Annotated in this window: 11 protein-coding genes; 9 read left to right on the top strand and 2 right to left on the bottom strand. The window is 66.2% G+C overall.

The window, feature by feature from the left end; translation table 11 throughout:
• Positions 1-70 precede the first annotated feature (70 nt).
• Genes AC0IX4_RS20975 through AC0IX4_RS20965 form a run of 3 tightly spaced genes read left to right on the top strand, consistent with a single transcriptional unit; the run spans position 71 to position 3,961 of the window.
• Complete coding sequence (locus AC0IX4_RS20975; RefSeq protein WP_042575562.1) at positions 71-1,468, top strand: aspartate ammonia-lyase; 1,398 nt, start codon at positions 71-73, stop codon at positions 1,466-1,468.
• A gap of 7 nt (positions 1,469-1,475) precedes the next feature.
• Positions 1,476-2,942, top strand: a complete 1,467-nt coding sequence (locus tag AC0IX4_RS20970) for an amino acid permease (RefSeq protein ID WP_471830905.1) — start codon at positions 1,476-1,478, stop codon at positions 2,940-2,942.
• Complete coding sequence (locus tag AC0IX4_RS20965) at positions 2,939-3,961, top strand: asparaginase (RefSeq protein ID WP_471830903.1); 1,023 nt, start codon at positions 2,939-2,941, stop codon at positions 3,959-3,961. The genes AC0IX4_RS20970 and AC0IX4_RS20965 overlap by 4 nt, the downstream gene beginning before the upstream one ends.
• On the opposite strand, the gene AC0IX4_RS20960 is transcribed toward AC0IX4_RS20965, so the two are convergent.
• Complete coding sequence (locus AC0IX4_RS20960) at positions 3,874-4,428, bottom strand: helix-turn-helix domain-containing protein (RefSeq protein WP_471830902.1); 555 nt, start codon at positions 4,426-4,428, stop codon at positions 3,874-3,876. The two genes, AC0IX4_RS20965 and AC0IX4_RS20960, sit on opposite strands and share 88 nt — an antisense overlap.
• 74 nt (positions 4,429-4,502) lie before the next feature.
• Here AC0IX4_RS20960 and AC0IX4_RS20955 point away from each other — a divergent pair, with 74 nt between their 5' ends.
• The 3 genes from AC0IX4_RS20955 to AC0IX4_RS20945 all read left to right on the top strand — a co-directional run bounded on the left by AC0IX4_RS20955 (position 4,503) and on the right by AC0IX4_RS20945 (position 7,083).
• A complete protein-coding gene (locus AC0IX4_RS20955; RefSeq protein ID WP_471830900.1) occupies positions 4,503-5,225 on the top strand; it encodes an AzlC family ABC transporter permease in 723 nt (240 codons plus the stop codon).
• On the top strand, positions 5,222-5,533 hold the full coding sequence (locus AC0IX4_RS20950) for an AzlD domain-containing protein (protein WP_471830898.1): 312 nt from the start codon (positions 5,222-5,224) through the stop codon (positions 5,531-5,533). Before AC0IX4_RS20955 ends, AC0IX4_RS20950 begins: the two co-directional genes overlap by 4 nt.
• 188 nt (positions 5,534-5,721) lie before the next feature.
• Positions 5,722-7,083, top strand: a complete 1,362-nt coding sequence (locus AC0IX4_RS20945; RefSeq protein WP_471830896.1) for a dicarboxylate/amino acid:cation symporter — start codon at positions 5,722-5,724, stop codon at positions 7,081-7,083.
• On the opposite strand, the gene AC0IX4_RS20940 is transcribed toward AC0IX4_RS20945, so the two are convergent.
• The gene (locus AC0IX4_RS20940; protein WP_471830895.1) at positions 7,080-7,529 is read right to left on the bottom strand and encodes a hypothetical protein; all 450 of its coding nucleotides are present in this window, start codon (positions 7,527-7,529) and stop codon (positions 7,080-7,082) included. The genes AC0IX4_RS20945 and AC0IX4_RS20940 overlap by 4 nt on opposite strands.
• A 36-nt stretch (positions 7,530-7,565) precedes the next feature.
• On the opposite strand from AC0IX4_RS20940, the gene AC0IX4_RS20935 reads away from it, so the two are divergent.
• Genes AC0IX4_RS20935 through AC0IX4_RS20925 form a run of 3 tightly spaced genes read left to right on the top strand, consistent with a single transcriptional unit; the run spans position 7,566 to position 11,565 of the window.
• The gene (locus AC0IX4_RS20935) at positions 7,566-8,585 is read left to right on the top strand and encodes a GTP pyrophosphokinase (protein WP_052493321.1); all 1,020 of its coding nucleotides are present in this window, start codon (positions 7,566-7,568) and stop codon (positions 8,583-8,585) included.
• A 32-nt stretch (positions 8,586-8,617) separates the two neighbouring features.
• Positions 8,618-10,891 (top strand): ATP-binding cassette domain-containing protein, encoded by a 2,274-nt coding sequence (locus AC0IX4_RS20930; protein ID WP_471830893.1) that lies wholly within the window; start codon positions 8,618-8,620, stop codon positions 10,889-10,891.
• 20 nt (positions 10,892-10,911) lie between these two features.
• Positions 10,912-11,565, top strand: coding sequence for a DedA family protein (locus tag AC0IX4_RS20925; RefSeq protein ID WP_471830891.1), 654 nt, complete (start codon positions 10,912-10,914; stop codon positions 11,563-11,565).
• Positions 11,566-11,652: the final 87 nt, after the last annotated feature.

Genomic DNA, 11,652 nt, shown 5'->3' with positions numbered 1-11,652 from the left:
TTGACAACCAGTGTGCCGTGGTTCACACTTCACCTGTCAGACAGCCTGACAGGAACCGAAGGAGATCACCGTGGCCGCCACGCGTACGGAACACGACCTGCTGGGCGACCGCGAGGTGCCTGCCGACGTGCTCTGGGGAATCCACACGCTGCGCGCCACGGAGAACTTCCCCATCACCGGACGACCGATCTCGTCGAACACGAAACTGATCCGCGCGCTCGCCGCCGTGAAGTACGCGGCCGCTGCGGCGAACATGGAACTGGGTCTCCTCGACCAGGTGCGTGGCGACGCCATCCTGCAGGCCGCCCGGGAGATCCTCGACGGTCTGTGGCACGACCAGTTCGTCGTCGACGTGATCCAGGGCGGCGCCGGCACGTCGACCAACATGAACGCCAACGAGGTGATCGCCAACCGCGCACTCGTCCTCCTGGGCCACCGCCCCGGCGAGTACACCCACCTTCACCCCAACGAGCACGTCAACCTCGGACAGTCCACGAACGACGTCTATCCCACTGCCTGCAATATCGCGACGATCCTCGCGGTGGCCGAACTGTCCGAGTCGATGCGCATCCTGCAGGACGCCTTCCGCGCGAAGGCGGAGGAGTTCCGCACCATCGTCAAGATGGGCCGGACCCAGTTGCAGGACGCCGTGCCGATGACACTGGGCCAGGAATTCGGGACGTTCGCCGTCATGATCGACGAGGACCGGGCCCGGCTCGAGGAAGCCTCGATGCTGGTGCACGAGATCAACATCGGTGCGACGGCCATCGGCACCGGTCTCAACGCCGCCCCCGGCTATCGCGAGGCGGCCGTGCGCCATCTCCGTGAGATCACGTCGCTCCCTCTGATCAGCGCGACCGACCTCGTGGAGGCCACCCAGGACGTGGGGCAGTTCGTGCATCTGTCCGGGGTGCTCAAGCGGTGCGCCGTGAAGCTGTCGAAGGTGTGCAACGACCTTCGACTCCTCTCCTCGGGACCGCGTGCAGGGTTCGGCGAGATCGACCTGCCCGCAGTTCAGGCGGGCTCGTCGATCATGCCCGGCAAGGTCAATCCCGTGATTCCCGAGGTGCTCAACCAAGTGGCCTTCCAGGTCATCGGTCAGGACGTCACCATCACCATGGCGGCCGAGGCAGGTCAGTTGCAGCTCAACGCATTCGAGCCGATCATCATGGAATCTCTGACCTCCGGGATGACTCATCTCGGCGCGGCCTGCCGGACTCTCGCCGACAAGTGCGTCGTCGGGATCACCGCTCATGCGGCCCATCTGCGGGACAGCGTCGAGCATTCGATCGGACTCGTCACCGCCCTCAATCCCCACATCGGCTACCAAGCCGCCACCGAGATCGCCAAGGAAGCACTCGAGAGCGGACGCGGCGTCGCCGAGCTCGTACTCGAACGAGGCCTTCTCACCGCAGACCGACTCGAAGAACTCCTTCGCCCCGAGCACCTGGCGAACCTCCAGAACTGAGGACACCATGACGATTCCCACCACCGAGCACCAGGGCGCCGACGAGGCCCTCCACGCCGCCGAGAACGACGGCTATCACAAGGGTTTGAAAACGCGGCAGGTCCAGATGATCGCCATCGGCGGCGCGATCGGAACCGGCCTCTTCATGGGTGCAGGTGGGCGTCTGGCGCAAGCCGGCCCGGCACTCGTCATCGCCTACGCGGTGTGCGGATTCTTCGCATTTCTTATTCTGCGCGCACTGGGTGAACTGGTTCTGCATCGTCCGACGTCCGGGTCGTTCGTCTCCTACGCCCGTGAATTCTTCGGTGAGAAAGCAGCATTCGTCTCCGGATGGCTCTACTGGCTGAACTGGTCGATGACCGCCGTCGTCGACGTGACCGCGGTGGCGCTCTACATGAACTTCTTCGGCCGCTACTGGGACCCGATCGCCTCGGTCCCGCAGTGGGTCTTCGCGCTCGCCGCACTCGTGCTGGTTCTGTCCCTGAACCTGGTGTCGGTCAAGGTCTTCGGCGAGCTGGAGTTCTGGTTCGCCTTGATCAAGGTCGTCGCCCTGGTCGCATTCCTGTGCATCGGGCTCTTCCTCCTCGTGAAGGGGACACCGAACCAGGAGCAGGGCTTGTCGATGATCGCCGACAACGGCGGTCTGATCCCCAACGGTCTGCTGCCCGCCGTCGTCATCATCCAGGGCGTCGTGTTCGCCTACGCCTCCATCGAACTGGTCGGCACCGCCGCGGGCGAGACGCCGAACCCCGAGAAGGTCATTCCGAAGGCGATCAACACCGTCATCATCCGTATCGCCGTCTTCTACGTGGGGTCGGTGCTCCTGTTGTCGCTGCTTCTCCCCTACTCCGCCTACCGGGCCGGTGAGAGCCCGTTCGTCACGTTCTTCGGGTCGATCGGCGTCGAAGGTGCCGACACGGCCATGAATCTCATCGTTCTCACCGCGGCCCTGTCGTCTCTCAATGCCGGTCTGTATTCGACCGGACGCATCCTGCGGTCCATGGCCGCTGCCGGAAGCGCGCCGCGGTTCGCGATGAAGATGAGCAAGGTCGGCGTGCCCTACGGCGGGATCCTGCTGACGGCAGCGGTTACTCTGCTCGGAGTGGTGCTCAACGCCGTCGTTCCGGAGCAGGCTTTCGAGATCGTGCTGAATCTCGCGGCACTCGGCATCGTCAGCGCATGGGCCATGATCGTGCTGTGCCAGCTCAAGCTCTGGCACCTGTCGAAGGAGGGCGTGGTGGCGCGGCCGTCCTTCCGGTTGTTCGGCGCCCCGTACACCGGCATCGCCACCCTGGTCTTCCTGGTGGTCGTCCTGATCCTGATGGGCTTCGACTACCCGATCGGCACCTGGACGCTGGCGTCCCTTCTCGTGATCGTTCCCGCGCTGGCCATCGGCTGGCGCGCGGCGCGCCCGGGCATCGAGCGGCTCGCCCGCGAGCGCGCTCGTGCGGGAGGGGGAACGGTCGCCCGATGAGTTCACCCGCACTGCCGACGGTCGCCGTCCTGACCACCGGTGGAACCATCGCCAGCCGCGTCGGCCCCGACGGTGTCAGCACCACGGGCCGTCACGCCCACGACGTCCTGGTGGATGCCGGACTCCGAGTGGGCGTCCGGGTCCGAGTCACCGACGTCCTGTGCGTCGACAGTGCCGCGATGTCGCTCCTCGACTTGTACACGGTCCGCGGCGCCGTCACCGAATCACTGCGTGACGACGCGGTGAGCGGTGTCGTCGTCCTGCACGGCACCGACTCCCTCGAGGAGACGGCGATGCTGATCGATCTCTCCCACACCGACGTTCGCCCCGTCGTGTTGACCGGCGCTCAGCGTACCGCGGATCACGTCGAGAGTGACGGCCCGCACAACGTCGAGTCGGCGCTCCGGGTGGCCGCCGATCCCGAGCGACGAGGGCACGGTGTGCTCGTCGCCTTCGGTCCGCGCGTGCTGCGCGCCCGCGGGGTACGCAAGTCGCACACGACCGCACTAGACGCATACTCCGGAACACCGGCGATAGATCCGACCGCTCGGGAGACGCTGCCGGACAGTCCGATCGACGGGATCCGGGTCGACGTGGTCGCGCTCTACCCGGGTGTCGACGGACTCGTGATCGACGCACTGCGGTCCGCCGGCACCGACGGAATCGTCCTGCAGGCGATGGGCGCGGGCAACGCGAACGCCGCGGTCGTCGACGCGGTGCGCCGGTGCACCGATGCCGGTGTCCCGGTGATGCTGTCGACACGAGTGCCGTCCGGCGGCGTCGTCACCACCTACGGCGGCGGGGGCGGGGGCGCCGACCTCGTGCGTGCGGGCGCGGTATCCGCGGGCGACCTCAGCCCCGCTCAGGCACGAAATCCTGCTGTGCGCGTTGCTGAGCAACCGCCTACCCGTCACAGCGGACCTGGCCTCGATCAGTACTGCTCGGTGACCATCACCGCAGTCGTCCCGTTCTCCAGCGCCTCGAACACGTGGGGCACGTCGCCGGGATACGACAGGTAGTCCCCCTGTCCCAGTTCCTCGGTCGCGTCCACCGGCCCGCACACCGCCCGGCCGGACGACACCACCACGTGTTCGATCACCCCGTGCATGTGCGGATCGGACAGCCGCGGCGTCCCCACCTCGGCCGTGAGCAGGTACAGGTCGCGGCGTGCGGTCGGTGGGCAGGACGACAGCAGTGTCGCGGTGTAGTCGGACGACTCCGCCGCGATCGACGGACCCTCACCGCGTCGCACCAAACGAACTTCCTGCCGCGGCGGTTCCACCAGGCGCGCGAAGGGCACGTTCAGGGTCACGCTCAGCGCCCACAGTGTTTCGACGCTGGGATTTCCCGTTCCCGACTCGAGCTGAGAGAGGGTCGACTTCGCGATACCCGCGCGTCGGGCCACCTCGGCGAGAGACAGTCCCGTTCGTCGACGCTCCCGCACGAGGGACGCAGCGATCGCGGCGATGGGTGCGCTGTCGGACATGACTGCATGATGCCACAGTGTTCGTCACACACTGCGCTCGTTCGTCTTGACGAACGGCCTCGCGACCGTTCACCATGAGCACCATGCGTTCGATATGGCGAACACCTCTGTGGCTCACGCTCCGGGACGATCCCGACGTGGCGGTGCGGGACATCGCCGTGGTGTGCCTGGCCGACGCCCTGGTCGGTGCCTCGCTCGGGGCGATCGCCGTCGCGTCCGACCTGCCGTGGTGGCTCCCTTGCCTGCTGTCGATCGCGGTGTTCGCCGGAGCCTCACAGTTCGTCTTCGTCGGAGTACTGACCAGCGGGGGCAGCGTTCTGGCCGCAGTGTCGAGCGCACTCCTCATCAACGGCAGACTGCTTCCGCTCAGCTTCTCGGTGGCACCGCTGCTCGGTGACCGACCTGCCGCACGATTGCTCGGTGCCCATCTGGTCACCGACGAGTCGGTCGCCTTCTCGATGGCCTCGACCACCAGGCGGGGCAGGACCCTCTCGTTCTGGTTCTGCGGGGCGTTCCTCTTCGTCGCATGGAATCTGGGTGTGCTGGCCGGGGTGGGCCTCGGCGCCGGTGTGGAGAGCGCGGAGTCACTCGGACTCGACGCCGCCTTCCCTGCCGTACTTCTCGCCCTCGTGATGCCCTCCCTGCGCGATCGGGTGACGCGAATCGCCGCGGGCGTCGGCGCCGCCGTCGCCGTCGCCGCGGGCGTCGTGGTGCCCGCCGGTGTCTCCGTGGTGTTCGCCCTGATCGCCGTCATGCCGTTCGTCCTGCGACACGGGCGTAGAAAGGATGCGCCGTGAACACCGCGGCCATTCTCGTGGGCGTTGCCGCACTCGCCGTCGGAACGTTCGCGCTACGCCTGATCGGAATCGCGCTACGCGGCCGGAGAGAGCTGTCCGCGTCGGCCGAGAGGTCGATGACCACCGCGGTCGCCGTCGTCTTCGTCGCCCTCGTCGCCACCTCGACGTTCCCCCGCGACGCTGGCCTCGCACTACCCGTGGGCGTCCTCGTGGCCGCGTTACTCGCATGGCGCAGAGCACCTTTCGTGCTCGTGGTCGTCGCTGCAGCGGCAGTCACCGCGGGTCTGCGATGGCTCGGCGTCAGCTGATTCGGGCACGGGCGTAGCATCGTCCGAGTGCCTTTGCTCCTGACCTCGCGTCGCTACGTCGACCTTCGCCTGCAGGCCAGCGCCATCTGTCGATAGACCGTGTTCCTCCCCGGTCTACTCGTCCAACGCGCACCCTTTTCGGCCGTTGTCGTCCTCGGCCGCCCCCAGCATTCTCGGAAGGCTCCACCATGTCCGCGCCCAGCGCTGCCCCCACCCGTCGACTGCCGCACTGGCTCACGTCGTTCGGGCCCCAGATCGTCGCCGGGTTGATCCTCGGCGTCGTCATCGGCCTCATCGCTCGATCCATGCCCGACGCCGCCGACGGTAATCCCAACTGGCTCGTCGAAACCGTCTCGACCATCGGATCGAGCTACGTCAAACTGCTCACCGTCGCCGTGGTCCCCCTCGTGTTCACGGCCATCGTCAGCTCCATCGCCAACCTGCGCGCCGTCACCAACGCGGCACGTCTGGCGGGCCAGACCCTCCTGTGGTTCGCCATCACCGCGTTCATCGCCGTGATCGTCGGCATCATCATCGGACTTGTCGCGCAACCGGGTTCGCGAACCGGCGTCTCGCCGGATCTCGGGAAGGAACCGTCGAGCACAGGGTCGTGGTGGTCGTTCCTCACCGGCCTCGTCCCCAACAACTTCCTCGCCCTCGGCGCCCGCACCACCCAGACCGAGGGTGCGCTGAGCACCACATTGAACTTCAACATCCTGCAGCTGCTCGTCGTCGCCGCGGCCATCGGCATCGCCGCGCTGAAGGTCGGCAAGGCTGCCGAGCCGTTCCTGACCTTCAACGCCTCTCTGCTCGCGATCGTGCAGAAGGTGCTGTGGTGGATCATCCGGTTGGCCCCCATCGGCACGGCGGCGCTGATCGCCAACGCCGTCGCCACGTACGGCTGGGACGCGATCGGCTCGCTGGGCGTGTTCACGGTGTCGGTATACGTCGGACTGGCCATCGTGTTCTTCGTCGTCTACCCGATCATCGTTCGGGCGCACGGTCTCTCGATCCGGAACTTCTACTCCGGCGTGTGGCCCGCGACGCAGCTCGGCTTCGTCTCCCGCTCGTCCATCGGCACTCTGCCGCTGACCCAGCGCGTCACCGAGCGCAACCTCGGTGTGCCCCGCGAATACGCATCGTTCGCGGTTCCGCTCGGCGCCACCACCAAGATGGACGGCTGCGCCGCCATCTATCCCGCGATCGCCGCGATCTTCGTCGCGCAATTCTACGGCGTGAACCTGACGCTCACCGACTACCTGCTGATCGTGGTCGTGTCCGTCGTCGGCTCCGCCGCGACGGCCGGAACCACCGGTGCCACCGTCATGCTCACCTTGACTCTGTCGACTCTCGGGCTCCCTCTCGCCGGCGTCGGCCTGCTGCTCGCCGTCGAGCCGATCGTCGACATGGGCCGCACTGCCGTCAATGTCACCGGCCAGGCGTTGATCCCGGCCATCGTCGCCAAGCGCGAAGGGATTCTCGATCAGGAGCGATTCGACGCACCGCGCAACGGCGATCCGTTCGTCGACGACGTGGAGCTCGCGCGCTAACTCACGAACAGCGGGCCGCGCACGAAGCCCACGATCAACACCAGTAGTCCGCCGATCTCGGTGGCCGCGAGCGCATACATGAACGCGTGCGTTCCCGGCACCGGGCGGACGAACTGGTTGTCGGTGTCGCGCAAGAAGCCGTGCACCACGTAACTGACGATCGCGGCGACGAAGAAGAACACGACAGCCCCCGACGCCACCAGATTCACCCACGTCGGCCACGCGCCGAAGTGCACCAGCGGCACCAGCACCAGGGTCGCGAACGAGTACATCAGCGCAGCGCGGTGAGCGATGTCGACGTAGGGATGAGCCTGCCCGTTCTCGGACGTCGCCATCTGGCGGAACTTCCACACGCCGAGGACCAACGCGGCCAGCAGGATCAGTGCCGACACCAGGATCAGCAGCGTCGTGTCCCAGTCGACCACGCGGTACGTACGGAGCGTCACGCAAGCATTCGATCACGGTGAGGCAGAATCCCCACCATGCGCAGCACGACATCCATGCACAGCTCCGTCGAGGAGTACCGCGCGCGGTGGGACCACTTCGTCGCGGCCACGGCTGCCCTGTCGTCGGCGGTGGAGAAGTTCGTGTCCGACGCCGACATCGATGTCGATGCCGTGGAAGCCCGGACCAAGTCGGTCGAGTCTGCTGCCGGAAAGTTCGCGCGGTTGCGTCCCGACGGTTCGCTCGAGTTCACCGACCCGCTGGTGGAGGTCACCGACCTCGTCGGGATCCGTGTCATCACGTACCTGACCTCGGACATCGACAGGGTGGTCGACGCGATATCGGACAAGTTCGTGCTGCTCAAGACCATCGACAAGTCGTCCCTGGCGCAGGAGTCGGGGGTGTTCGGCTACGCCGGAAAGCATCTGATCATGAGCGCCGACGGCGACCATGTTCCGGCCGGGTGCGAAGCCTTCGTGGGGCTCGGCTTCGAGGTGCAGATCCGCACGGTGCTGCAGCACGCGTGGGCCGAGATCGAGCACGACATCCGGTTCAAGAACTCACGCACGCAGGGCTCGCCCACGATCGATCGCGCGTTCACCCTCGCTGCCGGCCTCATCGAATTGGCGGATGCGCAGTTCGAACTGGCCGATCGTCATCACACCGAGAAGATCGCCGAGTTGCGTGCTGCCGATGCTGCACGCGGGATGGATCTCGAATTGACGGCCGAGCAGCTTCGGTCCGTCGTCACCGATCTGCTTCCCGACTACACCCCCAGTAAGAGCGGCCACTACGAGTGGTTGTTGACGCTGGTGAACGCCAACGGCATCACCACGGGTGCGGAACTCGAGGAGGCGCTGAACCCGTCGCGCGTCGAGTACGTCACGGCCGCCATGGACTACCAGTACCGACCTGGCCAGGTACGCATGGTCGACGATCTGCTGCTCGACCGTTTCGGCGAGGCACACATCGCTCGGACGTCGTCGCTCACCACCGAGCGTGACCGCCCGGGCAAACTGCGATACCGCTTGAGCAAGCTGCAGGCCCAGTCCGGCTGACGGATGTCGCATCGCTCTGGTATCCCTACTGCGTGACGACGCCACCGAACGACGCTCTGTCCACCATCACCGTGCGCGGCGCTCGGGAGAACAATCTGCGCGACGTCGACATCGACCTTCCCAAGCGGCAGCTCATCGTCTTCGCCGGGGTCTCGGGGTCCGGCAAGAGTTCGCTGGTCTTCGACACCATCGCCGCCGAAGCGCAGCGGCAGATCAATTCGACGTTCAGCGCGTTCGCCCAGACGTTCCTTCCGTCCTACGGGCGACCCGACGCGGACCTCATCGCCAATCTGTCGGCCGTCATCATCGTCGACCAGAAGCGCCTCTTCGGCAGCCCGCGCTCGACCGTCGGGACGATCACGGACATCGGCGACTGGCTGCGCATGCTGTGGTCGCGTGGAGTGACCCCGTCCATCGGCTACGCGAACGCGTTCTCCTTCAACGACCCGGCGGGTATGTGCCCGGAGTGCGAGGGACTCGGTGAGGCGAAGGTCGTCGATCTCGACGAACTGGTGGACCAGTCGAAGTCGTTGCGAGAGGGACCGATCAAGCATCCCGACTTCCTTCCGGGTAAGTGGCCGTATCGCCTCTACGCCGATTCGGGCCTGTTCGACCTCGACGTCCCGATCGAACAGTTCTCGCCGCGCGAGCGTCACCTGTTCTTCGATGCGGCTCCCGGCGAGGTCGAGATGAACAATCCCGATGCCGTCTTCAAGACGTACGAGGGGCTGCTCTCGCGGTTCCGACGCAGCTACCTCTCCAAGGATGCCGACGCCCTGAAAGGGAAGTCGAAGGAAGCGTACGACCGCATCGTCACACGCGGAGTGTGCCCGTCCTGCAACGGCACTCGACTCAACGAGGTCGTCCACAACGCGAAGCTCGAAGGCATCTCGATCCCCGACGCATTCGCCATGCAGGTGTCGGACCTCGCGGACGTCATGGACGGCTGGACTCTGGGGGACCTCGACGGCCCACGCCGGGAAGTGGTGACCCAGCTGCGTCGCCTCGTCGATCTGGGCCTGGGGTACCTGAGCCTCGACCGGGCGACTTCGACGCTGTCGGGCGGCGAGTCGCAACGCATCAAGATGGTGCGCCACCTCGGCGCGACTCTCAACGACATGCTCTACGTCTTCGACGAACCCACCACCGGTCTGCATCCGCGCGACGTCCACCGCCTGAACGAGATGCTGATCGCCCTGCGGGACAAAGGCAATACCGTGCTGGTGGTCGAACACGACTCGGAAGTGATGGCCATCGCCGACCGTATCGTCGAGATCGGCCCGGGCGCCGGTAAGCACGGCGGCACCGTCATCTTCCAGGGCACCTACGACCAACTCCGCAAGGCCGACACGCGCACCGGGCGAGCGCTGCGGCGAGACGGTCGCGGCCTCCGCTCGCCGCGCTCGCCGTCGGGATGGATCACGATCTCGAACGCCGCCAGCCACAACCTGAAGAACGTCTCGGTCGACATTCCGCTCGGTGTGCTCGTCGCGGTCACCGGGGTTGCCGGATCCGGCAAGTCCAGCCTGATCCACGGGCACCTCCGTGATTCCCGCGCCGACGCCGTCGTCATCGACCAAGCACCGATCCGCGGATCGAGGCGGTCGTCTCCCGCTACCTATACCGGCCTGCTCGACCCCATCCGCGCGCACTTCGCCAAGAAGACCGGGCAGCCCGCCGCGTTGTTCTCCCCCAATTCCGACGGCGCGTGCCCCGACTGTCAGGGCACCGGGATGATCTTCACCGATCTCGGCTTCACCGATCCGGTGTCCAGCACGTGCGAGACCTGTCAGGGACGACGCTTCCGTAGCGGCGCCATCAAGCACACTGTCGACGGGGTGTCCATCGCGGACGTGTTCGACATGTCCGTCGACGAGGCTCAGGAGTTCTTCACGGTCAAGAAGGTGCGCGACGTACTGCGCCGGTGCAGTGATGTCGGTCTCGGTTACCTGTCCCTCGGCCAGAATCTGACGTCGCTCTCCGGCGGAGAACGTCAGCGGCTGAAGCTGGCCTCGGAACTGGTGGGCAATTCGCCCGTCCTCGTCCTGGACGAACCGACGACCGGACTGCACTCCTCGGACGTGGACAACCTGGTAGGACTGCTGTCCGGCATGGTCGACGAAGGTCGCTCCGTCATCGTGATCGAACACAACATGGATGTCGTGGCGGCCGCCGACTGGGTCATCGACCTGGGACCGGACGGTGGTCACGACGGCGGCGAGGTGGTCTTCACGGGCACGGTGAACGACCTTGCGGAGACCGATACCCACACTGGCACCTACCTCGCGCGAGCACTGCGAACCTAAAGGGACGGTAAAGTGACGCCATGAGCGACATCGTCACTGCCGCCCCCGCCACGGAACTCGGCGGACTCGCCGGATGGGCCGTCGGCCTGATGGAGAGCATCGGCGGTCCGGGTGCCGGTCTCGCGGTCGCCGCCGAGAACTTCTTCCCACCGCTACCCAGCGAGATCATCCTGCCGCTCGCGGGCTTCACCGCGTCGCAAGGCGGGTTCAGTCTGTTCAGCGCACTGTTCTGGACGACAGCGGGCTCGGTGATCGGCGCGATGGTGCTGTACTGGCTGGGGCTGAAACTGGGACGCGATCGGATGTACGCGGCCGTGAACCGCATTCCCTTCGTCGACACCGACGACCTGGGCAAGGCGGAGCAATGGTTCGAGCGTCACGGCCGCTCCGCGGTGTTCTTCGGTCGCATGATCCCGGTCGTCAGATCCGGCATCTCCGTACCGGCCGGCATCTCGCGGATGCCCGTGGCGCAGTTCGTGCTCTACACGACCCTCGGCAGTCTGCTTTGGAACTCGATCTTCGTTCTCGCCGGCTACTACCTCGGCGAGAACTGGCACTACGTCGAGCAGTACGCGTCGGTGTTCCAGTACATCGTCATCGGCATCGTCGTCGTACTGCTCGCGGTCTTCGTGACCAAGCGAGTGCGTCGACGACGGTCGTCCGACGTCAGCTAGGCCCCATCCCCGCCGCGAGTACGTCCATAACGTCGCTGTACGGCCCGTGCCGACGACACTATCGACGTACTCGCGGGGTGGGGAACG

It is taken from the genome of Rhodococcus sp. AC861 (assembly GCF_979256035.1).
Note: the sequence above shows the minus strand (reverse complement) of the source record. Positions and strands in the feature narration are given on the sequence as shown.

Bases quoted from the DNA above. Each gene is read 5' to 3' on its own strand.
- AC0IX4_RS20925 (WP_471830891.1), top strand. From the start codon at position 10,912: ATGAGCGACATCGTCACTGCCGCCCCCGCCACGGAACTCGGCGGACTC.
- AC0IX4_RS20960 (WP_471830902.1), bottom strand. From the start codon at position 4,428: ATGTCCGACAGCGCACCCATCGCCGCGATCGCTGCGTCCCTCGTGCGG.
- AC0IX4_RS20955 (WP_471830900.1), top strand. From the start codon at position 4,503: ATGAGCACCATGCGTTCGATATGGCGAACACCTCTGTGGCTCACGCTC.
- AC0IX4_RS20965 (WP_471830903.1), top strand. From the start codon at position 2,939: ATGAGTTCACCCGCACTGCCGACGGTCGCCGTCCTGACCACCGGTGGA.
- AC0IX4_RS20970 (WP_471830905.1), top strand. From the start codon at position 1,476: ATGACGATTCCCACCACCGAGCACCAGGGCGCCGACGAGGCCCTCCAC.
- AC0IX4_RS20945 (WP_471830896.1), top strand. From the start codon at position 5,722: ATGTCCGCGCCCAGCGCTGCCCCCACCCGTCGACTGCCGCACTGGCTC.
- AC0IX4_RS20935 (WP_052493321.1), top strand. From the start codon at position 7,566: ATGCGCAGCACGACATCCATGCACAGCTCCGTCGAGGAGTACCGCGCG.